We start from the raw sequence: 21,804 nt of genomic DNA, 5'->3' as shown, positions 1-21,804 counted from the left end.
TTGGCGCTTCTGGCATATCCCTACTTTTTCGATGATTTTTCCGTTTGCTCATCACCAATATATGAATGCGATTATTTGGGCAGCCATTGCTTCACTCGCGTGCGGCGCTAGTATACTAGCGGCAGATGTCAGCGAGCCGAGCGTTGAGCGTGTTTTTGCGGTCGGGCCGAATATGCTGGTAGTCGAGATTCAGGCTCAGTCTATCCCGGATGTTGGCCAGCGTTTATATATGAAAGAACCCGGTGACCGTATTGAAGCGGGAAAAGGTGCTGAAGTGTTTGCCTGGGGCGCGGATGGAGTATCAATGACTTCAAAAAATCAAGCACTTCACCGGGCAAAGCATCGAGGCAAGTTCGCCGATTACACAGAAGTTTATGGTAGTTGGGAACCGACCATATGGCTGGAAGAAACAGTGGGCAGCCCCCTGGACCTAACTAAGGTTGATGAACCCGGATCCTATAAGATATCGGGTGACTCTTTGTTGGGAATACGGACGCCGACATCAGTGTCCCGGAAAAGTAAGCCCACGAACAGAAATGACATAACTGGCACGATGCCCTATAGTCATGTGCTTACTCTGGAACTCGATGATTCACTGGTGGAAGGTGCGGAGTACCGTATCGCATTTCCCGGCCTAAATACCGCGCAGGATGCCGTCACCTATCGACACCTGCCAAGGAAAATTCGAAGTGATGCGGTTCAAGTTTCTCAAGTTGGGTTTCGTCCCGATGATCCTTATAAGAGAGCTTATTTGTCTTTTTGGGCAGGAACCAAAGGTGGCATCAGCTTCGATGTCGATCGCTTTGAAATTATTGATGCGAATTCAAAAGAGACGGTTTACGAAGGTGACATCGTTCTTGGTTGGCCAGCAGATAAAGCAGAGGGCACGCAAAACAAAAAGAACAATGTGCAGGCCGATGTTTACTATCTAGATTTCCATGACTTTACTCGACCAGGTACTTATCAGATTTATGTGCCAGGCGTTGGGTGTTCATTTCCCTTTGAGATTGGAAATGACGTTTGGTTGAAGGCGTTTCGCAAGTCAATGAAAGGTTTCTTTGCGCACCGTAGCGGCATTGAACTGAAAGCTCCTTTTTCGGCCTATGAGCGTCCACGGCCAATGCATCCAGCTGATGGCTTTATTGTTTTCGAGCTCGATGTGACGAGAATGGAAGGTGAGTCCGAAGCTGTGCAAGCATCGTTTCAACGGATGTTGGGAAATGAAAACAATACAGATCAACTCGATATGCTGCCAGAAGCATGGGGAGGATATATGGATGCTGGAGACTGGGACCGTCGATCACAGCATTTAGCGGCAAGTTTCTCAATGATCGAGTTGTTTGAAATGTATCCTGATTTCTATGCGGATAAGCCGCTCTCGTTGACGCCGACGGAAAGAAGCGACGACCTGCCTGACCTCCTAAATGAGGCCAAGTGGAATGTCGATTTCTTCCGTCGGCTACAAACAGAGGATGGGGGCATTCGCGGAGGTATTGAATCGACTTCGCATCCACGACATGGAGAAGCTAGTTGGCAAGAAACACTATTGCTTGGAGCTTTTGCACCGGATCCGGTATCTAGCTACCTGTATGCGGCCAGTGCAGCAAAGCTTTCACGTGTTATTGCCCCCTATGATGCGTCAGCGGCGCGTGCATATCTTGATTCGGCGAAAATGGCCTATGACTGGGCAATCACGAATCAAGAGAGGGTCTTTGAAGAGGCGTCCAAAAGAACGCCTAATTGGAACAAGCAGAAAGTAGATGGAGAAATTCGAACTTGGGCGCCAATGGCAGCAATAGAGCTGTACCGATCAACTAAAGATGAGCGATACCACCAAGATGCGATCCATCAGCCAGCTTTTCAGAACCCACAAGCAATCGACTGGCTGTTGAATTTTTCCTATGCGCGATTACCAGATGGGATGGGGGAAGATTCATTGAAATCGAGAGCACGTAAATCCTTCACCAATGCTGCCGATGCTGCAGCAAGTTTTGGGCAGGCAAATGCATATGGAATCACCACTTTTGCACCAGGCATACCAATGATGGGTTACGTAGCCTATTATTCGACGCCAGAGACTTCTATCGGGCCTGTATTGCCGCGAGCTTATTGGCTGACTGGAGATGAAAAATATCTCAAAGCAGCACTCGTTGCCGTTAATCCGACGGTAGGGGCAAACCCTTCCAATCTCGTTTACACAACTGGTGTGGGCAAAAAGTATCCGCAAGCCCCACTACACATTGACAGTCGAGTATCGGGTCAAAGTGCACCTGATGGCATTACTGTGTTCGGCCCATCTGACCCTGCCGGGGGTTGGAGTTTCAACGAATGGGTGCATCAATATGTACTGAAGGAGATGACCCCCAGCAGTAGGCAGTGGCCTGCGATTGAAGCTTATGTTGATTTATATCGCTGGCCCTCGATGAATGAATATACCATACAGCAGACATTTCGTCCGACATCATTTTATTGGGGAGCGCTGGCTGCTCGAGATCAGGAAGTTGATCGTTAGATTGATAGTTTTAAGAAAGTCAGTGGCAGCATCAAACTACGATTTCGTGCATATCTGCCGCATGCTAATTTATAATGATAGCTTTTGACTTGATTTCCTGTCGCCTTACTTCTGCAGGAGGATTGCTTTCATGCATTGATATGCGTGAAGCCAGAGTTTACGCTCAATCTCGTATTCCATTGAATATTGATTAACTTCTCACCTCATAACCACCCTAAATAACTATATATTATGAAGATGTATGCATGTCACCTCGCTCTTTCAGTAGCAATCCTTGCCCCTATGGCTTCCAATGCAAGTGTCGTTGTCCAGTGGGGGGCTGACATTGGTATGACTGGCGGATCGTATGCGCTTAACCTCAACGGCAATACAACCAACCCAAGTCAGCTTGACTTAACATCTCCCGCTTTGGGAGCGCCGACTACAAATGGTGGCTCTTATTATCCCAATAATACTAATGATCGGTCTCCAGTGTTCTTTTACACTGGCGTGGCAACCGTTGGTGAGATCGATGCTCGGTTATTTAATAATACTGCCCCTACAACTTCAGAAATGCGTATCGGTATGCGTGACCTTGACGATGGTATTGCTGGAAGCGCTGTGCAAGGTAGTCAGATTATTATGTGGACGCAAGACGGATATGATTATGGTACCGGGCCAAGTCACGGATTTTTGAATGGCGGTGATACAAATTCTGTCACACTGACAAGTATGACCGCAACTTTTACAGGTACAAATAGTTCCGTGGACTTTTATTGGGTTATTCGGTTGGGCTCTGATTTCTACGCAACAGGTGGAAATGCACTCAATGAAGGAACAGAGCTAACCGATCCGTCTGCGGCATTGTGGTTTGAGTATGATCCGCTAACGGACATTACTGATCTTTCGAACCAGGGAAGTGCAGTAGTGCTGTCTAGCTTCGACAATTTGACGGCTGTAGGCATGCTTCTGGATTTCGATGCAAGTAGCACCGGATCCACTATCTATGTCCTTCCTGAAATGACTGAATTTCAGGCCACTGGGGTCATTCCCGAGCCTAGCACCTATGCAGGTATAATTGGCCTGGTCGGATTGATGTACGTAATTCGTCGTCGCAAAGCGACCAAGGCGTAGTTTCACGCGAAGAAGCTGTTCTTCATCAAACAAGAGCGCATTCATATGAATGCGCTCTTGCTTTGATGCCTTACGAAGCAATCGAAACTACCATAATTGATAATTATTCTGTCAGCAGGGATGCAGTATGCACCAATGGTTTTTCCTTTGGAGTGCATTAGTATGCATTGCCAAAATGTTTCCCATGCTGATTGGTTTGCATAGACAATCATTATGAGAGCCCCAAAATCTCGTAGTTATACCTCCATTCACAACGGATACTCGCTATATAGTTTAGTGGATTTTTCCGATTTGAATACTAAATCAGGTCAGCTAATCGTTAAAACTCTTTCTGGCCGCTTCGAAATCTGCTTGGGTAAGCTTGGTGAATGTCTGCCTATTGGTTTTTCCGAAAATGTTGCAGTGCTGGAACGGACTAAAATTTTAGGCGAGTCTGGTTATTCGAAACGAGTGCAATGTATACAGGTTGTAAATCGGTTGGTCGCAAAAGAGGATGCGAGGGGGGGGATTATCAAAGAGGGAAGAGGCACTGGTTTCCAATTTAGCTGATCTAGCCGAATTTCCCAGAGTGAACTCATAGCATGCTGGAGGTTGCTATGCTGATCTCGCAGTTATCCCAATCAATTTAATTTCATTATCAACGCTCATGCGTGCCGAAGAGTCGGATCAGGAACAGGTTAAAATAAGACACGAGCCAATCGAGGAGATATCAAGTAAAGAACTGGCGGTGTTTGCTGCACCCGAGGGTGTCAACAATGTAAGCAATTACATGATGAATAGCTTGGTGAATCCGATTTTGGCAACTACACTAGGCATCGGACCGAGTTCGATTGGCATCGTCCTTATGTGCCGTGGTGTATGGGACGCTTTTACTGATCCGATCATGGGCTATGTATCCGACAATACTAAAAGCCGGATGGGGCGTCGTCGTCCCTTTGTCATTCTAGGCGGATTGTTAATGGCCATTATGGTGTCGGTATGTTGGCTTTTTCCAAGTGATGCCAGCCATAGCTATATTATTTGGTATTTTGGAATCGCGACCATAGGGTTTGCGACGGCCCAAACGATATTCTCCGTGCCATATGGAGCTTTGGCGATGGAGCTCTCCACGGAATACAATGGTCGTACGCGAGTTCAAGTTGCTCGAACCATTGCCCAGCGCATTACGCATTTCATTACTCCGTTTCTATTTCCATTTTGCTTGTTGAGTATCTTTCCTAGTGCATTGCATGGTGTGCGCTGGCTAGGTTTGGCGCTGGGGATATTCTTATTGGCTAGCACCTTGGCAGCGGGTCTCTACACGAAGGATCGCATCAAAGTGGTATCAGAGCGCAAGGATAGTTTCCTGAAAGCAATTTGGTCCACTGCGCGCTCAAAGCACTTCCAGCGAATAACGTTTATTTATTTGGTATTGGTGTCAGTGCTGGGTGCATTTGGCGTTTTCAATTACTACCTTGGAATCTACTATGTTTTTCGTGGCGATGTATCCAAAGGGGCATCCTTTATGGCCGCAGTGGAAACACTGGCGAATGTACTTACCTTGCTTTGCATACCTCTGATCAACAAGCTTTGCGCTAAATATGGGAAACACAATGCGCTGCGTCTTTCTCTGAGCATGATGATTGTGGGCTCGTTATTGCAGATGGTGCTATTAAACCCAGATTACCCATATTTGATGTTTGTTAGCCCGTTCTTTTATTCCACGGGGATTGTCGCAACTTTTATGGTTCTTGGTTCCATGCTAGCCGACGTTGTAGATGCTGATGAGCTCGAAAACCATCAACGCCGTGAAGGGCTGTTCAGCGCGACTGCGGCTTTTATGATGAAGACGTTTGTTGCAATTGCTACTGGAGCTTCGGGTTTTCTCGTAGAAGCAACTGGATTTCAAATTGAATCAGGTGCAGATCAGGCTGACGGCGTATTCAACAATATGCTCATTCTGTTTAGCGGTAAATGCGTATTGTTGATCGTATGCCTCTGGGTGTTGCGCAATTACCCGCTTACCGCTGAGCGAGTTGCAGAAATCCAAGCTGAACTCCGCCGCCGGGGAGAATTCCCGGATCCGCCCAAAACGTCCGCCTGATCTAAACGAGGTTATCATTTAGCTACAAATTTATATCGATGAAAAACACAACAAAAGCTATCGTTTTTAATAACGTGAATGAGGTCTGTATTCAGGAACATCAACTGCCTGAATGTGGACCATACGATTTGTATTGCGAAACGCTGTATACCTTTGTTTCGCCAGGCACTGAACTTCGTGTGTTGTCCGGGAAATACTCCAAACCGAAGGATTTTCCATTAGTGCCAGGCTACTCTGCAATCGCTCGTGTATTGGAAGTCGGGTCTAGCGTTTCCGGAGTTCGGCCTGGAGACTTAATCAGTGGTCGTAATCCAAAGCGGCTTCCTGAAATCAATGTTATGTGGGGAGCTCAGGCTGCCCATCATGTCTATAGCACACTGGGAGAGGATCGACCGGTTTTGATTAACACAGATAAGCCTCTTGAGTATGTCATAGCTGAAGTATCCGCGATTAGCCATCGGGGAGTCGACGCCGCAGGTGCAAAAGCGGAGGAAACGGCAGTCGTCATTGGCCAAGGCATGATTGGGGCTTTCTCTGCTGCATTTTTGATTGAACGTGGTTGCCGAGTGATCGTTTGCGATGTGAATGAAAATCGACTTGAAAAGGCCATGGAGCGTGGTGCTGCTGCAGCTGTTAACATGCGAGAATCCGATGCATTGGAGCGCTTGAAATTCTTTTTAAATGGGGGCGCAGACATCGTCGTTGAATCCTCTGGAACTTCGAAGGGCATCGAAACCGCATTTCAGCTTCTACGAAAGAAACCTCAGGCCTATGGTGCGGACTACAAAGTTGAGCCCATTGGTTTCTATGGTTCGGACTGGCCTAGATTAATTGTGCAGGCTAACTACATTGAGGATGTCTCAATTAATCCACATAGCTTTTTTGATGGTGAAGGTGTCACGATTCTCACACCAGCAGATCGCGGTGTCGAAGATCGCCTGAAGGTCGTTGAATACATTCGCACAGGTCAAATTCGAGCAGATGATTATATTGACCTAGTATTGCCATACTCGCAGGCAGCGGAAGGTTATAAGCAGTTGGAAAATCAAGAGGTAAGCTCTGTCGTTTTTGAATGGGGCTAGTCATTATTACACGCTGTTCGTATCAGGTTATGTGATTCGTTGTATTGTTTTTTACCTCCCTCGATAATTCGTTTTTCTAATATCTAAATTGGCGTGATGATTGACCGCTTCTGGTATACCTCAATCCGTTGCATAACACTCCTAGTCGGGTTCTCTGTTTGCTATGTCGTGAATTTTCTAAACGCTGCCAATTTGATGACAGTCGAGCCGGTGACCGACGAAATTCTCATGTTAGAAATTCGTGAAGGACACATTGATTACAATGGTGTTAACGTGCAGACTGGGGCATACGAAACAGCCAGCGTTGGCAACAATATCGTTTACTATGACGAGCTTCTGACGGAATCAGATGTTGACACGATTTACGCTTTTTCAATCTCCAGCAGTGACGATCCGATTTACAATGGAATCACCAATCCAACCACAGTCGGGTATAAGGCGAAGGGCACGGATATTAATAATCGCTACGATAACAATGCACCAAAGTTACTGCGAACTTGGTGGGTATTTCTAAGGTTGCCCTATGCAATGCAAGCGGGCAAAACATACACAATTGATGCCTCTAGTGTTACGGGCGCTTCTGGCGTTCGTGAGATGACATTTAATGAAGAGGATCTGCGCAGTCCGACCATCCATATTAGTCAATTGGGCTTTACTCCCAATAGCCCAAAGTTCGCGTATCTGTCTCAGTGGATGGGAACAAGTGGACCACTGGATTTACAACCTTACAGCTCGGCAGCTTGGCAAGTTATTGATGTTGAGACTGGCATTGCTGTTTTAAATGGAACTGGCTTTACTTTGCAGAAAGCAAAAGGTGATGTGGATAACATCGGTATGAAGTATGAGGGTGTTCCCATTAATTGGACACAAGCCGACATTTATGAAATCGACCTTTCCAGCTTGCAGACTGAAGGGCTCTATAAGCTCGCTGTCGATGGGATAGGCAGCTCTTTGCCATTTAGGGTGAAAGCTGATGTTTATCGCGAAGCTTATCGCGCTGCGATGCGTAGTCTATTTTTTCAGCGGATGGGAATCCAAAAGGATGTGCCTGAGTTTGGAATAGAATACCCGTATTCAAGACACCCCGATAGGGGACATGTTTATCGACTGTATCCAGATTATATGGCGACCGAGCCTGGGAATTGGAGCAACTACACGAGCGTGGATGTGACTAGTGCTGCTGCCGGCAATGGATATGATCCGAACACGGGCCTTTGGGGATGGTATGCGGACGCCGGAGATTGGGATTATTATGGGCATCGCCATTTTCGGGTGCCTTTCTCGCTTACTCTAGCATATTTACTTAATCCAACTGCACATTTTGATGGGGATGTGGGTAATCGGTATCGAATTGGCAATTCTGACGTCTGGATTGAAGAAGGGAACAATGGCATACCAGACATCCTTGATGAGGCGCGATGGCTTGTCGACTTCGCGAAGCGATCGAGGGATTTTCTAATCGAGACTGGTTATGGAACAGGTGGCGTGCCCAGCTATATTGGACCAGATGCTGGCGCTGATCTGCCAAGTTGGGATGTCGGGACGCTTTACGAGATACCCATTGGAGGCGAGAGTGTTGAATCTACTTATGATTATGCAGCTGCGGCGGCTATGATCGCGTATGCCTATAAAAAATATAATATTGGATCTAGTTCTGAATGGATGACTTTGGAGTCGGACGCAATTGAAGCCTGGAATTGGGGTGAAGCTCATTTGCCGGCCACTGCCTCTTTCTCCGATAATATGACTTTCGGAGACATGCTACGTGCGCGATATATGGCAGCAGTCGCGTTGTATGGGCTCACTGGCGAGAAATTCTATGAGATTGAATACTTTAATTACCTTTTTGGCGAAGGTGGAGTGGTCGGTGATACCGAGAAGAACTATGCAGAGTGGGGAGCCTCGAATTGGTCTCAGATGGCGTCAGCGTTCTACCTGTTAAGTGCGCAAGACCATCCGAATTACTCGAGTAGTATCTACTCTGAAGTAGAGAATTATATGATTGGCCGAGGAGATATTACTGCTAACTATTACGATGAGTATGGATTTAGAATGGGAGGTATCGCATATTGGCAAAGCAGTCTGCTTTTATTCTTTAGTATTCCACGTGGCACAGCAGGACCTGTTGCACATTGGTTAACAGGCAGTGATAAGTATATAAATGATCTGCATGGATCGATTGCCTATCTGCTTGGAGGGGATCCGACTAACCGTTCCCGTATGACCGGAATTGGTTATGATCGAGAATATGCTCCCTTTCATCCTGACTCATGGTGGCTGCTGGACTTTAACCATCCGGCCTATCGGAATCCATTTCTACCGGGGATTTCGACCTTGGGATTGCCCGGATTCGATGTTGGAGGACCAGGAAGCGAATTGTGGACACGCGAAAGCTCAGTGCCGAGTTTAAACGACGTAAATTTATCGAATATGGATAAAATCACATACCCATTGAGCGAGCAGAGGTTTTTTAGCCGTTACTCAATTGCAGGCAGTGAGTTTACTATTTATCAAAACCAAATCAAGTGGATATACGCTACAAGTTATCTTTTGGATCCAGGTGGAGCACCAGTTGCAGCATACGTTGTTCCCGATGTGACGCTCAACATCGAAGATGTGAGCGTGTCGTCATCACTCTATGAACTTACTGCGACTACATCCAGTGAGACGCATAAGGTTCAATATTTTGCCGGGTGGAAATTTATAGGTGAAAGCACGGAGCGAAATTCGGACTTTTTAGTCACCTTTAATCCTAATCTTTTTGGTTTCTTTGGGGGCGATGAAGTAAGAATTACAGCTATTGCTAAAACGTGGGAAGGGGAGTTGTCGCAACCAACGCCTGCTGGTGAAAGCATGCTAACTATCGGTGCTGGGTCAGTTTCGAATCCAACATTTTCGGGAAATGAATTGGTCAATGGCGACTTCAGCACAAACTTAAACTCAAATACGGGGGATGTATATGAAACCGATGCGGGTTTGGGTTGGTTCATTCCTGTGAACAGTCGCTGGCAGTATGATTCAAGCAATTCTCAAGTGTACATGGATGGCACTAAAACGAATGGAGCACAGAACATTATTCAAATTGTTGAAGGGAGCAATATTACTGGCCTACGTGATGTTATGATTCGGGCTGCCTCAACCGATACCGGTGTAGATAACCAAGTGCGCATTGGAATATGGGGTGTGACCGGCCCTGATGTTAAAATATCGCATTGGCTCTTTGGAGGATTTCAGATGGGCACTGCGTCCTTATTGGCTGATAGCAGCTTTTTAGGTGCTTTTGTAGAGACTGACTACATACTGCCAGGTGTGGATTTCGGGACGGGCTATGACTATGTGGTTGTAGATGTCTGGGGTGGGTATGTTAACGAAGGTGATCGACTCGCGGCATCTGAGGTAGTTATCGAGGCCGATTCGAATGTGCTTATCAATGGTGACTTCACGTCAGCTTTGAATACCAATACCGGCGAAATCTTCGAAACTGATGTTGGCGAAGGATGGCACGTTCCCGTAAATACGCGCTGGCAGCACGATTCCAATGAAGGCTATCTATACATGGATGGAACTAAGACGAACGGATCTCGAAACGTTATTCAGATCATTGATGGGAGTGGCATCGCCGGCTTGTATGAAATGGCAATGCAAGCCTCCTCTATTGATGGTGGAATGGACAATGAGATTCGTGTTGGCGTTTGGGGTGTAAATGGCACTCAAGTAGAAATTACCCACTGGTTGCATGGCCATTTCTATGCTGGTCAAGAGACACGTGTTCTGGATGTCTCAGAAGTTGGTTCCTATAATTTGTCAGAGTATTCCTATCCGCTGATCGACTTTGGAGCTGGATATGATTATGTCGTCATCGTTTTATGGGGTGATTATGTAAATGAAGGTGATCGATTGGTTGTGACAAATGTCGAACTGATGCCTTCTCAATAAAAGAAATATTTTTATCATTAAATGTTAACCACCGTGCCACCGCTCTAAATATACGGTTTCAGGAAGTTATGAACATACTTTACTTACATGCTCACGATGCCGGACGTTACGTCCAGCCTTATGGATTTCCACTTGAGACACCAAATCTAATGGATTTTGCACGGAGCTCTGTTCTTTTTCGTAATGCTTTTTGCATTGCTCCGACTTGTGGGCCTAGCCGCGCAGCTCTGACCAGTGGTCAATATCCTCACCAAATTGGCATGTATGGTCTCCCCGGCAATCAGGGCTGGAAATTTGACGACTATAACAAGCATTTGGCGAATCAGTTCAACAAATGGGGTTATCAGACCGTTTTGTGTGGCGTTCAACACGAAGCGAACCACTCTGAACATTTTCCCGAGATAGAGTACGAACGCGTGTTGGAGCGTGAAGAGCCAGTCCGGTTGCAGGATGGCGAATGGTATGAAGATTCCATGGATAAATTGGAACGTTTTCTCGCAACAAGAGATGATGAACGCCCCTTCTTCCTTTCAGTGGGTATCGATGAACCCCATCGGGACAACTTAAGCCGACCTGAGATGAATCTTTTCGGCAAGAGCGACCGCTTCACTAAAACACGCTACTATGACCCTGATCGCCTAGATTGGCGTTATACAGCACCGCCACCATGGCTACCCGATCTACCGGAGATCAGAAAGGATATGAGGAGCTACCAAGAAGGCGTCAGGATTATGGATGAGTATATCGGACGCGTACTCTATGCTTTGAAGCATAATGGGCTTGATGATAATACTCTTGTGATCATCACCTCTGACCACGGCATCGAGTTTCCTGGTGGAAAAAAGACGCTTACTGATCAGGGCTTGCAGGTCATGTTGATGATACGGGGGCCAAAAGGAACTCCATTTGTTGGTGGTAAAGTAGTGCAACCGATGGTTACACACCTCGATTTATATCCGACCATTTGTGAGTTGCTGGGCAAGACGCCGGGGCACAAGCTTGAGGGACTCAGCCTATTGCCGCTAGTCAATGAAGAGGTTGACTACTTGCACGAATATACTTTCGGCGAACAAACCTATCATGGGCTTTTGGAACCACTGCGTAGTATACGAACTGAACGGTATAAATATGTGAGACGTTATTTTTCTACTGGCCCACAGATGCGGCATGATGGGCCAGCTACTACTCCGATAATGGAAGAGGCAGGGTGGTATGATCGCGATCTCGGACATGAAGAATTGTTTGATTTGCACCTGGACCCGTGGGAGGCCTGCAATCGGATTAATGATCCATTATATCTAAGCATTAAAACTAAATTATCTGCCAGGCTCGACGAATGGATGATCGAGACAAACGATCCCTTTATAGATGGCAAATTCCCAGATGCACTAAGCAGTGAGTCAAATAGCTAACTATTCATAGTATTTCTTTAGTCGCTGAAGTAGCTAAGGCTCGCATTTGGTGTATATAAAAACCAGAGCTCTATCATCTGAAATTATGTGTGTTGGCTGAGGGGAAAGCGTGCGATCATTACACGCAATCATGTGGGGTCAGGACCGTAAGCATTGATGGCGAAAATCTGCTCCTGAATGGCGAGCCTGTCTATTTGAAAGGTTTCGGCACATGAAGACTTCCGGTTCTCGGGCATCACCATCATCGTACGGTCAATGTGCGGGATTTGGAGTTGTTGAAGTGTAAACGTCCGGCGCTCGGCCCTATTGACGCGGCGTGTAGCCTGGCAGGTATGGCTCTATTTGGCAATGACGTGACTTCACATGGATCCATGAGGTGACGTCATTCACCAATGATTGATGCCGTGAGGTCACGTGGTTGGTAGCGACCATTTGGATGGCGTCAGTGCGCCGATATCGTCCTGGTTGGTCATCTTGGGTAGGCGGGTCAGGACATCCCGGAGGTAATCGAAGGGGTTGACGCCATGTCGCTGACAGGAGACCACGATGGAGTAAATGAGGGCGGATCGTTGCTCGGTAAGCGTCTGCCGAGCGTCCTCCTTCCGTAGATCGGCTGACGGTGCTATATTGGTAGTCGATGGAAATACCCGAAGTAGAAGTAGTCGCAGACGGAGTGGTGCCCGACAGCCGTGGTCGTCGTCATCGTCCGAAATCGGAGCGTGAGCGACTTGGTAGTGGGAGTTTTGAAACGAGCCTGAGTTTGGTGGAGTTCGCCCGTCGTGAGGGCTTGAACTACCACACGCTGATCGGCTGGCGTTATGATCATAAGCGCCGTGCTGAATCACCGGAGCCACGCAGTAAGGCAGCTGGGTCTGAGTCGTTGCAGTTTGCCGAGTTTCGCTTGCCGGGTCCTTCGAGCAAGCTGGAAGTCTATCTTCCCGACGGCACACTGCTGCGTGGCGACAACGCAGCGGAGCTCTCGGCCTTGGCCAAGGCGCTGCGATGCTGGCGTTGCCCAATCAGGTTCGGGTGTTTGTGGCGGTGGAGCCGGTGGACATGCGAAAGCAGTTTGATGGACTGTGGGCGGTGTCTCGTGCTCGGCTGAAAGAGAATCCGAAGGAAGGGGCGATCTTCGCCTTCAGCAACAAGGCGCGAACTCGCCTGAAGCTGCTTTACTGGGACGGTTCGGGCGTGTGGGTTTTGGCCAAACGGATCGAGCAAGGAAAACTATCGTGGCCGTTGGACAGCAATGGGAAGAAGCTGTCGATCAAGCCGGCAGCTTTGATGATGCTGATGAACGGGATTGATCTGAAGGACGGCATGCAAAAAGCGTGGTATGAGGGTTGAGTTAACTTTGCCTTGCAAAGTGAGTTGACATAGCTTCGTCAATGATTGCCATGGGCTGCATGCCTGCCGCCGAGGCCATATGGGAAGAAAACCAGCAAATGAAGCTGGAAAATAATCTTCTAAAGGAACAGATCGCTTGGCTCAAGCAGCGGCTGTTTGGCTCGGGTCAGAGTGAAAAGCTCGATGCGGCCCAACTGCGGTTGAAGCTGGAAGAGCTGGAGCGGCAGTTGGAGCACTCCGCTCCGAAAAGCGTCAGCTACGAACGCCGGGCCCCGAAAGCGGGCAAGCACGAGTTACCGGCTGAGCGCTTCAAGAATCTGCCAGTGGAAGAAACCGTGGTGATCGAACCCGAGGAAGTTGCCACTGAACCGTAGTCTTTTGAAAAGATCGCCGAGGAGGAAACCTTCGAGGTTGATATCCATCCGCCCAAACTCTTTAAGCGCCGGATCGTGCGGCCCAAGTATCGCCGCAAGGCGGATCGTTCGCAGCCGCCGGTGATTGCCCCGGCTCCCTCACGGGTCATCGAGGGCGGTTACGCTTCGGCGGGGCTGCTGGCGTGGGTCACCCTCGGCAAATACGTCCAGCACATGCCACTTTACCGTCAGGAAAAAGCTTCGGCGATGTGGGGCGCGACGATCTCTCGCAAAACGATAGCCGACTGGGTCGAAACTGTCGCCGAATGGCTTGAGCCACTGAGGCAGAAAAAGGGAAGGACTGCGTGGCAAAGGTCATCATGACCGGCAGCGCGGCGGATGGTCCCGACTGGCAACCGCACATCCGCAACAAGCCGAAACGCCGCGAATTGGCTAACCGTTTCAAGGACCCACGCGATCCGTTTCGGATCGTGGTCGTGCGCGACATGTGGCTGACCGGCTTTGATGCGCCCTGCCTGCACACGATGTATGTCGACAATCCGATGCAGGGCCATGGGCTAATGCAGGCGATTGCCCGCGTAAACCGAGTTTTCCGTGATAAGCCAGGCGGGTTGGTCGTGGACTACCTGGGGCTGGCTGACCAGCTCAAACGCGCTCTGGCGACCTACACCGATAGTGGCGGTCTGGGCAGTCCCGCAATCGACGCTAAGCAGGCCATTGCTGTGATGCTGGAAAAGCACGGCGTCGCGGCGGACATGTTGCATGGCTTCAACTGGGTGAAGTGGACGACAGGCAACGCGTCCGAGCGGCTGGCGCTCATCCCCGCTGCGCAAGAGCACATTTACGAACAAGTAGACGGCAAGAAGCGTTTTATTGAAGTCGTCATGCAGCTCTCCCGCGCCTTTGCGCTTTGTGCTGCGAGTGACGAAGCGACGGCCATTCGCGATGATGTGTCGTTCTTTCAAGCACTGCAAGCTGCGCTCAACAAGCAGACAGTAGGAGGCAAGAGGACGCCTGAGCAAATGGACGCCGCCGTGCGCCAGTTCGTCTCCAAGGCGATCATGACCGACGGGCAGGTAATCGACGTCTTTACCGCCGTCGGCTTGCCCAAGCCGGACATCAGCATTCTCAGCGATCAGTTCCTCGCCGAAGTGCGTGGCCTGAAGCACAAGAACGTTGCCGCCGAGTTGCTGGAGAAACTGCTTAAAGACGAGATCAAGGTCCGTGCGCGCCGCAACGTCGTGCAGTCCGAACTGTTTAGCGACAAGCTGCGGAAGACCTTGAACGCGTACCATAACCGGGCGATCTCAACACAGGAAGTCATCGAGGAACTGATCAAGCTCGCGAAGGAAGTCGAATTGGCAGGTCAACGAGGCGTTGATCTCGGCCTCAATGAAGATGAAGTCGCTTCGCTTTCTACGACGCACTGGCGACCAATGGTAGCGCACGCGACATTATGGGCGACGAACAATTAAAGGTCATCGCCACGGAGTTAATTACGAAGGTTCGTGCCAGTGTGACCATCGACTGGCAACACCGCGAAGGCGCGCGCGCGAACATTCGGCGCTTTGTGAAGCGCATCCTGCGCAAATACGGCTACCCGCCAGACCTGCAAGACGTAGCAGTGCAGAAAGTATTGCAGCAAGCCGAGGTGCTTTGTGCTGAATGGAAGTTTGCTTAGCGGATCATTGCTGTTACAGGTGAGAATCAACATGTATATTTGGGAAATTCATTCAAAGGACCGTTGTCAGTTACCAATCGGGACTGCGTTCCTTTTTCTTCCGCTTATTTTTTGGTTCTTCCGCTGATTTTTCATTGGCTTGTTCATCAATCTTGGGCCGTGGATTTGTAATCCACTTCCAGATATGATAGCCGATAAAAATTAGTACCACATAGCCTGTTACATCTTTGCTATTCGATGGCGGTTCATCGTCGTACCTGCCGTCATCCCACTGTGTGCCATATTGCGCAATCGCAATTTGGCAGATTAGCAAGGAGATTACTAGCGTAAGGAATTTCATGAGCGTTTATTGCTAGCGGTATCAGAGCAAAGGCCCTTTTGATCGGGTTAGAGGCGCATTTCTTTTTGTTTATCGCAGAAGCCCTTGGGTTCGCTGCATTTCACCTACCCACGATCCAATGGTGTAGAAACCAATAGTCGAGAGGATGAGCAGAACAACCAGTGTAATCCAGTAATTGCGTGACTTCCTGCCGAATCCGTCGTTTTCACATTTCAAGCCGAGCACTCCCCCAACAACGAAAAACAAGGGACCAAAGACCAGCATGATCCCCAAGCCATCAAAATTGCCTCTGGTTATGCTATTTAGGCCCCAGAATATCACGAAAGCTAGGGCATTAATTGCCCAAACAAGATTGAATTTCATGTCTCAAACTTTGCATGAGGGATTGTGGGGTGCAAGAAAAATATCCCGATTTGGGATAATCCTGAAGTGGGATTATTATAGCTGCTTTTACCCTCCATTACAGCAGTGCAAAAATCAATCTACAGCGTCGAGAACGTCATATTGTGTGAGATGCTTAGGAGTGCACGTCAGCAGAGGAAATTGACGCAAACACAACTCGCTGAGCGACTAGGTAAACCCCAGTCTTTTATTGCCAAAGTAGAGCGAGGGGAGCGGCGTCTGGATGTAGTGGAGTTTGTGAAGGTAATTGAGTCCATTGAATTATCTGCACCTCACTTTTTGCAGCAGTATATGGATGAGCTTGAAAAGCGTAAGTAAGTCACTCTTCATTCTCCGGATTACCTAAATTTATATTAAACTCGATGGGTGAAGTGCTTTGTGGCGGTTCCTTTACCCCATAACCTCGGTGTCTGAATCGCGTCTTTAAGGCAAATATTATTGCGCTAGGGTTCCCTTGACGTACTAGTTTCATGAGTGCTGATTCGCAGGTGTCGCCCGCTGCTTCAATTGATTCGCTATAGGCTGCTTCACAGGCTGGGTGCCGTTTGATGTAATCATCAATTGTTCGTCGGTGGCACTTGAGCATTCGTGCCGCAACAGACTTAATGCCATCAGCTTTGATTAGCGCATCTGAAACCTGTTTAACTGTAAATTTTTGCTTTCTCATTCTTTTATAGTGTTAGTTTTGGCAGTTATACCAACTATGACTTGATTACTGTATATATAGATCAATTTTACTTCGAATAAACCTGTCCGTCCGTCCGGTCTTCATAGGCATGCAGACGGACGGATGTCTTGGTTATTCTGAATTATTCGTTTAGGTAGAGTTTTCCATCGTCACCCTCCCTGATCAGGTGTCCAAAAGCTCCATCTTTTTTAAGGGCATCATAAGCGGCGCTACGCCCCACGTCTGCCTTGATCATTAAGTCCTTAGCAGCCTGTTTTCGTGCTAGGCCTGTAAATGCAGATAGAGTTTCTTTGATGTGATCTTCGGTTACAGCTCTACGGTTGGATTTAGTATTGTGATAATACGCATCGAAATCGAAGTCTTCACAGGGCGTGAAGAGACCATTGCGTCGGTGCCAGGCGGTTGGAGCTGGCATCCTCCCGTCATTGCATTTCGCGCAAGTGAAAACTATTCTATCATCATTTGGGTCAGGGGAGACGGGCTCTAGAATGAACGCGGTACGTGCGGTACTGGTTAATACAAAGCTACCGGATATTTCGTTGAGTAAATCGCGACCTCTCTTCCGCGTGGAATCTTGTCCTGTTGATGCTTTTCGCGTATGAGCTACAATTAGCAAAGCTGGTCTATTCGATCCTGGTGGAAGTGTTGCGAGTATATTTTCGAGTGCAGCTTTATATTCTTTTCGGTTGTCATCAGCTGTTACATTGGTCCAAGGGTCTATTATGATGAGTTGAGGTTTGAATTCCTCAATGTACTTACGAAGTTCTTGGCAAAAGGAGGGGTCGTTGAATGCAAGTCCGTGCTCTGGGGGAGGTGTGATGCGAATCCACTCATCCATTTCGTTGACCTCTTTGCCCAGGGACTCTCTGATCTCATTTCTTAATCGATAACGGCCATTTTCGTTTTGAATAATTAGCGTTCTGAATTGGATATGTATCTTATATCCCATCCATTTACTCCCTTGCCCTTTTGCCCCTGCAACTGCTAATGATACAACTGCTCGGCTTTTGCCACATCCGGGAGGACCGGCAATAACTGATACGCTTTCACGGGATATTTGGTGGTCGCCGACGAGGCAGTAGTCGAGTGGTGGTTCCCATATCGCAATTTGAGATGGTTTGAGGAATTGGAGTTGTGGCTTGGAGTTGCCTTTGTTGACTGAGGAAACCTCGACTGGATTGTATACGTACCCCGGAGGAGCTGACGTTATGTTATCATGTTTCACTGTTAAAACGGTTGTTGGTGGTTCTGTGACGCGTGTGATATCTTTGACAAGTGCGTGCATGGAATGATGGAGAATGGGAGTTGTGGGGTGACTGCCCCAGTTATCCAATGGCGAGCTGCAAAGTCGTTGAAGTCCTCTCCTTCTAGTTCGCTGGTCCAGCAGCTGAGATTGCCTGCGATACCGTCTAGTTGCCTATACCAATTGCAGGCAGCCTTGCAGCCAGAGGGATCGTTATGGATAAAGAAGCGGCATTCTTTATCTCTCATGTATTCTAGTGCTTCTTTACAAATCAATGAGCTGGAGCCAGTCATCGCGATAAAGGCGATATCATCAAGCATACCTCCGTCTCTTTCCATATAAGCCGCAGTAGCAACGGCTAACAGGTCTGGTGGACCCTCGCAAATGAATACGATGTTACGCCCGTCTATGTCGGCTGCACCTATTGGCCATGATGTATCGGAGCCCGGCAACGTCTTGGCCTTCATCGACCATTTTGCTGTGGTTGGTTCTATAGGGCGTACTTGCGCGTTTCGTTTAGCCGAATCTGTAAGAATCCAGCAGCGGACTCCCTCCATGTTTGTGAAGCCGAGGAGTCCGCGTTGATGTAAGATCTCTAGTGGGGCCTGGCGCGGTAAGTGACGACTGATTCGGAGCGAAGTTAAATCATGGATACTACCATGCTCTAGAAAGGGGATGCTGGGGTGCTTTCTTTGTTGTTTTATTTTGTCCGTCCGTCCGCTTGCCCTTATGTTGTTGGACGGACGGACGAGTTGGCCAGTCCTGGAGAAGCTTGCCCAACTGATAATGAGATGTGCGGCCTCTGACTTCGTTACGTTAGTCGCACGCATGACGAAGTCGACTACATCCCCACTAATGTTTAATCCATGGTCTTTGAAGCGATGTCCGTTCTCGAATATGGACAGGGATGGCTTCTTGTCATCGCGCCATGGGGCTCTGCATGAGCGTTTGGGGGTGCCAGGGAGATTGAGTCGTTTCCAAGCATCAAAGATTGTGATGATGGTTTTAGCCCGGCCCAACGGAGAGTCTTCAAATCGGGAGGGATTCATTCTTGCCCTCCCTCTTCCTGCTGAAGGTTGAACTCCTGCCTTAGATATGCATTCAGGCTATCTACACTCACTAGGCGAATGCCTCGTGCATTACCTCTCTTGCGCAAAGCGAAGCTTTTTATCTCTCCGGTGCTCAGCAGTTGATACAGAGTAGATCGTGACAGCCCTGAATAACGTACCGCATCTGGAATGCGTAGAAATTCCGGGCGAAGGTTGGTATTAGTCGTATCGTGTTTCGGATGATTTATGTCCATGCCGATTATTCTAACGAATCGGCTTTAGGCGAATTTATCCAGATCTGCTGGTCAAACCTCTCACCTGCAACTCTGATCTGCTGGTTGCATAACTTTGAAAATTAAGGATCTGCTGGTGATTTGTGTATCAAGAAAAATCTTACCTTCACGCATTTTTTTTGGACCACAGTGAATCTAAGGGGTTTTCTGTGGATGTTTTATGCGAGGGAAGTAAATGTATATGCTCAGTCCTTACTCTTGTCATAGCAACCATTATTCCTGGAAGCATTCTCGGTTCGCGCAATTCCACCTTTTGATTTTCCTTCCTCGACAATATCTGCCAACAAAAACTGGAAGTGATCACGCACCTTTTTGGTTGTGTGGAATCCTGATTCGAGCCTGTTTCGCGTTTCTCTATCCAGTTCTTTTACATCCTTGGAGTCGGAGTCAATAAGGACTGTTATCGCAAATTCTTCGTGATCAACAATTACACCAGCCAAGGCGTAAAGAAATGCTTGAACCTGATTAAACTGAAAACGTGAGTTTCTGATATGTGACCTGACTAATATGTAGGCACAACGGCGAAGGCGGATAGGACGATTGTTGTATGATTTCGGTAGTACTTGGGACAGAAACTCATCAAGCGAATCAAGAGCAGTATAGCCATATTTTTTAAAGTAATCTTCACTCGCCTGTCCTACGATTTTACTTGTTTCTTTTGCGCCGAATCGTTGCTCGAAGCCTATGATTGCATCTTGGTATTTAGCTCGGGTTGTTGGTTTCCCTAATCCCCTCCGGTATTCGTTTATTGAACGAACGATGAATTGACTAAGTGGGGGAGTATTGTCTTGGCGTTTAGTTACACGAACAAAGGAGCCTCCATCGTATAAAGGGTTTATGTGTCCACGCATGCCTTCAATCTCATTTACTGCTCGGAATACGGGTATGTCTGATAGCCTTTGAATGATCTGATAGCATTTGACGATCCACTCCTCACGAGTGTCACGTTCCTTCCTTGTGTCTGGATCAACGTTTAGATCGAAGTCGACATCCTTAAAGCTAATATCGCTCATAACACACTTTCTAGTTTTGCCACGGCATCTCGTTGGGTTGATAAATCTAAATGAGTGTAACGGCGGTGAATCTCATCACTGCTGTGTCCGACCATTGTCTGACGCACATCGGCAGAGATATTCGCGTTAGCCAAGTTGCTGATCATTGAGTGGCGGAGGGAGTGGAAGCCTAACTTACGGAATGTGCGTCCCTTGCCAGTAGCTTTTCGTCCCCTTGGTACAGCTATTTTTGCCGCCTTCATCAATTGGTTGAAGGTATTGCTTAAGCCACCAGAGCTTCCAGTTGCTTTGTCAACTAGGGAAGGAAATAGGGGAGTGGAGCCGATAGTAGGCGGTAGACCGTCAAGATAGTTGAGTATATCTTGATGGAGCACCACGGTTGTTTCTCGCTTCCCTGTTCGTTTACGGCCTGCGGTCTTTTGCTCCCTGTAGGTGATGATTCCAGCTTGGCGATCAACATTTGCCCATGTTAAGGCCGAGGCATCGGCTAGTCGTAGCCCTGCGTGTAATCCTAGTAGTATCATGCCGCGCCATTCAGTGTCTGCCACCCTTAGTAGCGCCTTGACTTGCTCTATGGTGAATGGTTCGCGTTCCTCCGCTTCGCCTCGCAATGCATCGACAGCTAGGGCTGGATTGCTAAGTATTAGGCCTTTGCGGTGGGCACTAGAGAACACGCTTGAAAGCACTTTCAATGTGAAATCGCAGGTGCTGGCGCTTTTCCCGGCGGCTTTCTCAGAGTCTCGGTATTGTTCAATTTCTCGTGCAGTTACTGAGCCTAGGGAGGCTTTCAGGCGTCGGGGAGGTAGACTGTCGAGGAAACCGTTGATGACGGGGCGATAGCGTTTTAAGGTGCTCTCTGCTGTCCCGGTAGCTTCTTTTGATTTTAGGTATTCGCGGAGATAGTCTTCAATGGTCGCAACATCCAAAGGTTCGCCGGTTGTGCGTTCCAGAAGTTCGCCCCAGCTTTTGAAAATCGATGCTTGAGTCAGCTCTCCGGCACGAGCTTTGTCGATCATAGTCTCCGTTTGCGAAGCAACCGCAATGGCCTTTCGGCGGTCAATCTGTCCTGTGCTGCGTTCGACCAAGCGCCCGGTTTCGTCCCGGTAGCGCATCATCCAGTGTTTGGATTTCGCTTTCTTTCTGACGCTTGGCATGTTGTGTGGCTCCTTAGAACTAGTTCCCACAAAAATTCCCACGTCCACTGTCGTTTGTCAAGGTCCGGTTCTATCCAAATCC

At 48.2% G+C, this 21,804-nt stretch carries 19 protein-coding genes and 1 pseudogene; 12 read left to right on the top strand and 8 right to left on the bottom strand.

Translation table 11 applies throughout. The features are described from left to right. Nucleotides 1–31: 31 nt before the first annotated feature. The 7 genes from RBB63_RS04200 to RBB63_RS04170 all read left to right on the top strand — a co-directional run bounded on the left by RBB63_RS04200 (nucleotide 32) and on the right by RBB63_RS04170 (nucleotide 12,138). Complete coding sequence (locus tag RBB63_RS04200) at nucleotides 32–2,512, top strand: glycoside hydrolase family 9 protein (protein ID WP_309381407.1); 2,481 nt, start codon at nucleotides 32–34, stop codon at nucleotides 2,510–2,512. A gap of 231 nt (nucleotides 2,513–2,743) precedes the next feature. Continuing rightward, nucleotides 2,744–3,625: a PEP-CTERM sorting domain-containing protein gene (locus tag RBB63_RS04195; RefSeq protein ID WP_309381405.1), complete on the top strand. Its 882-nt coding sequence runs from the start codon at nucleotides 2,744–2,746 to the stop codon at nucleotides 3,623–3,625. Nucleotides 3,626–3,901: 276 nt separating this feature from the next. Continuing rightward, entirely contained in the window at nucleotides 3,902–4,174 is a 273-nt protein-coding gene (locus RBB63_RS04190; protein WP_309381403.1) for a hypothetical protein, read from the top strand. Between the two features lie 97 nt (nucleotides 4,175–4,271). Then, nucleotides 4,272–5,708 (top strand): MFS transporter, encoded by a 1,437-nt coding sequence (locus RBB63_RS04185; RefSeq protein WP_309381401.1) that lies wholly within the window; start codon nucleotides 4,272–4,274, stop codon nucleotides 5,706–5,708. Nucleotides 5,709–5,746: 38 nt separating this feature from the next. Further along, entirely contained in the window at nucleotides 5,747–6,790 is a 1,044-nt protein-coding gene (locus tag RBB63_RS04180) for a zinc-binding dehydrogenase (RefSeq protein WP_309381399.1), read from the top strand. Nucleotides 6,791–6,958: 168 nt separating this feature from the next. Continuing rightward, the gene (locus RBB63_RS04175; RefSeq protein WP_309381395.1) at nucleotides 6,959–10,726 is read left to right on the top strand and encodes a cellulase N-terminal Ig-like domain-containing protein; all 3,768 of its coding nucleotides are present in this window, start codon (nucleotides 6,959–6,961) and stop codon (nucleotides 10,724–10,726) included. 68 nt (nucleotides 10,727–10,794) lie between these two features. Further along, nucleotides 10,795–12,138, top strand: a complete 1,344-nt coding sequence (locus RBB63_RS04170; RefSeq protein WP_309381393.1) for a sulfatase family protein — start codon at nucleotides 10,795–10,797, stop codon at nucleotides 12,136–12,138. Between the two features lie 410 nt (nucleotides 12,139–12,548). On the opposite strand, the gene RBB63_RS04165 is transcribed toward RBB63_RS04170, so the two are convergent. Next, nucleotides 12,549–12,992: a transposase domain-containing protein gene (locus RBB63_RS04165; RefSeq protein ID WP_309381391.1), complete on the bottom strand. Its 444-nt coding sequence runs from the start codon at nucleotides 12,990–12,992 to the stop codon at nucleotides 12,549–12,551. A 148-nt stretch (nucleotides 12,993–13,140) separates the two neighbouring features. Between RBB63_RS04165 and tnpB the strand changes: the two genes are divergently transcribed. The 4 genes and pseudogenes from tnpB to RBB63_RS04145 all read left to right on the top strand — a co-directional run. Further along, the gene (tnpB, locus tag RBB63_RS04160; RefSeq protein WP_309381389.1) at nucleotides 13,141–13,485 is read left to right on the top strand and encodes an IS66 family insertion sequence element accessory protein TnpB; all 345 of its coding nucleotides are present in this window, start codon (nucleotides 13,141–13,143) and stop codon (nucleotides 13,483–13,485) included. Nucleotides 13,486–13,526: 41 nt separating this feature from the next. Then, the gene (locus tag RBB63_RS04155; protein ID WP_309381387.1) at nucleotides 13,527–13,859 is read left to right on the top strand and encodes an IS66 family transposase; all 333 of its coding nucleotides are present in this window, start codon (nucleotides 13,527–13,529) and stop codon (nucleotides 13,857–13,859) included. 213 nt (nucleotides 13,860–14,072) lie between these two features. After that, complete coding sequence (locus RBB63_RS23645) at nucleotides 14,073–14,222, top strand: IS66 family transposase (RefSeq protein ID WP_425503867.1); 150 nt, start codon at nucleotides 14,073–14,075, stop codon at nucleotides 14,220–14,222. Next, a pseudogene (locus RBB63_RS04145) lies at nucleotides 14,204–15,540 on the top strand (DUF3387 domain-containing protein); the annotation flags it as partial. The gene RBB63_RS23645 and the pseudogene RBB63_RS04145, both read left to right, overlap by 19 nt. 70 nt (nucleotides 15,541–15,610) lie before the next feature. Here RBB63_RS04145 and RBB63_RS04135 read toward each other — a convergent pair. Both RBB63_RS04135 and RBB63_RS04130 read right to left on the bottom strand, forming a co-directional pair. Next, on the bottom strand, nucleotides 15,611–15,880 hold the full coding sequence (locus RBB63_RS04135) for a hypothetical protein (RefSeq protein WP_309381379.1): 270 nt from the start codon (nucleotides 15,878–15,880) through the stop codon (nucleotides 15,611–15,613). A gap of 69 nt (nucleotides 15,881–15,949) precedes the next feature. After that, nucleotides 15,950–16,243, bottom strand: a complete 294-nt coding sequence (locus tag RBB63_RS04130; protein WP_309381377.1) for a hypothetical protein — start codon at nucleotides 16,241–16,243, stop codon at nucleotides 15,950–15,952. A 150-nt stretch (nucleotides 16,244–16,393) separates the two neighbouring features. On the opposite strand from RBB63_RS04130, the gene RBB63_RS04125 reads away from it, so the two are divergent. Next, nucleotides 16,394–16,600: a helix-turn-helix domain-containing protein gene (locus RBB63_RS04125; RefSeq protein ID WP_343219118.1), complete on the top strand. Its 207-nt coding sequence runs from the start codon at nucleotides 16,394–16,396 to the stop codon at nucleotides 16,598–16,600. A gap of 1 nt (nucleotide 16,601) precedes the next feature. On the opposite strand, the gene RBB63_RS04120 is transcribed toward RBB63_RS04125, so the two are convergent. The 5 genes from RBB63_RS04120 to RBB63_RS04105 form a co-directional block, all read right to left on the bottom strand. Beyond that, on the bottom strand, nucleotides 16,602–16,949 hold the full coding sequence (locus RBB63_RS04120) for a hypothetical protein (protein WP_309381373.1): 348 nt from the start codon (nucleotides 16,947–16,949) through the stop codon (nucleotides 16,602–16,604). A 142-nt stretch (nucleotides 16,950–17,091) separates the two neighbouring features. Next, nucleotides 17,092–18,255, bottom strand: coding sequence for an AAA family ATPase (locus RBB63_RS04115; RefSeq protein WP_309381371.1), 1,164 nt, complete (start codon nucleotides 18,253–18,255; stop codon nucleotides 17,092–17,094). 1,003 nt (nucleotides 18,256–19,258) lie between these two features. Then, nucleotides 19,259–19,516, bottom strand: coding sequence for a helix-turn-helix domain-containing protein (locus RBB63_RS23640; protein WP_425503864.1), 258 nt, complete (start codon nucleotides 19,514–19,516; stop codon nucleotides 19,259–19,261). 224 nt (nucleotides 19,517–19,740) lie between these two features. Next, nucleotides 19,741–20,568, bottom strand: coding sequence for a hypothetical protein (locus tag RBB63_RS04110; RefSeq protein WP_309381370.1), 828 nt, complete (start codon nucleotides 20,566–20,568; stop codon nucleotides 19,741–19,743). After that, complete coding sequence (locus RBB63_RS04105) at nucleotides 20,565–21,584, bottom strand: tyrosine-type recombinase/integrase (RefSeq protein ID WP_309381368.1); 1,020 nt, start codon at nucleotides 21,582–21,584, stop codon at nucleotides 20,565–20,567. Before RBB63_RS04105 ends, RBB63_RS04110 begins: the two co-directional genes overlap by 4 nt. Nucleotides 21,585–21,804 lie beyond the last annotated feature (220 nt).

This window comes from Cerasicoccus frondis, assembly GCA_031296915.1.
Taxonomy (GTDB): Bacteria; Verrucomicrobiota; Verrucomicrobiia; order Opitutales; family Cerasicoccaceae; genus Cerasicoccus; species Cerasicoccus frondis.
The sequence above is the reverse complement of the archived record's forward strand: the minus strand, read 5'-3'. Positions and strand labels throughout refer to the sequence as shown.

Excerpts from the sequence above, each read along its gene's own strand:
- RBB63_RS04200 (WP_309381407.1), top strand. The coding sequence starts at position 32 with ATGATTTTTCCGTTTGCTCATCACCAATATATGAATGCGATTATTTGG.
- RBB63_RS04195 (WP_309381405.1), top strand. The coding sequence starts at position 2,744 with ATGAAGATGTATGCATGTCACCTCGCTCTTTCAGTAGCAATCCTTGCC.
- RBB63_RS04185 (WP_309381401.1), top strand. The coding sequence starts at position 4,272 with ATGCGTGCCGAAGAGTCGGATCAGGAACAGGTTAAAATAAGACACGAG.
- RBB63_RS04180 (WP_309381399.1), top strand. The coding sequence starts at position 5,747 with ATGAAAAACACAACAAAAGCTATCGTTTTTAATAACGTGAATGAGGTC.
- RBB63_RS04170 (WP_309381393.1), top strand. The coding sequence starts at position 10,795 with ATGAACATACTTTACTTACATGCTCACGATGCCGGACGTTACGTCCAG.
- tnpB (WP_309381389.1), top strand. The coding sequence starts at position 13,141 with ATGCTGGCGTTGCCCAATCAGGTTCGGGTGTTTGTGGCGGTGGAGCCG.
- RBB63_RS04155 (WP_309381387.1), top strand. The coding sequence starts at position 13,527 with ATGATTGCCATGGGCTGCATGCCTGCCGCCGAGGCCATATGGGAAGAA.
- RBB63_RS23645 (WP_425503867.1), top strand. The coding sequence starts at position 14,073 with ATGCCACTTTACCGTCAGGAAAAAGCTTCGGCGATGTGGGGCGCGACG.
- RBB63_RS04135 (WP_309381379.1), bottom strand. The coding sequence starts at position 15,880 with ATGAAATTCCTTACGCTAGTAATCTCCTTGCTAATCTGCCAAATTGCG.
- RBB63_RS04130 (WP_309381377.1), bottom strand. The coding sequence starts at position 16,243 with ATGAAATTCAATCTTGTTTGGGCAATTAATGCCCTAGCTTTCGTGATA.
- RBB63_RS04125 (WP_343219118.1), top strand. The coding sequence starts at position 16,394 with ATGCTTAGGAGTGCACGTCAGCAGAGGAAATTGACGCAAACACAACTC.
- RBB63_RS04120 (WP_309381373.1), bottom strand. The coding sequence starts at position 16,949 with ATGAGAAAGCAAAAATTTACAGTTAAACAGGTTTCAGATGCGCTAATC.
- RBB63_RS04115 (WP_309381371.1), bottom strand. The coding sequence starts at position 18,255 with ATGCACGCACTTGTCAAAGATATCACACGCGTCACAGAACCACCAACA.
- RBB63_RS23640 (WP_425503864.1), bottom strand. The coding sequence starts at position 19,516 with ATGGACATAAATCATCCGAAACACGATACGACTAATACCAACCTTCGC.
- RBB63_RS04110 (WP_309381370.1), bottom strand. The coding sequence starts at position 20,568 with ATGAGCGATATTAGCTTTAAGGATGTCGACTTCGATCTAAACGTTGAT.
- RBB63_RS04105 (WP_309381368.1), bottom strand. The coding sequence starts at position 21,584 with ATGATCGACAAAGCTCGTGCCGGAGAGCTGACTCAAGCATCGATTTTC.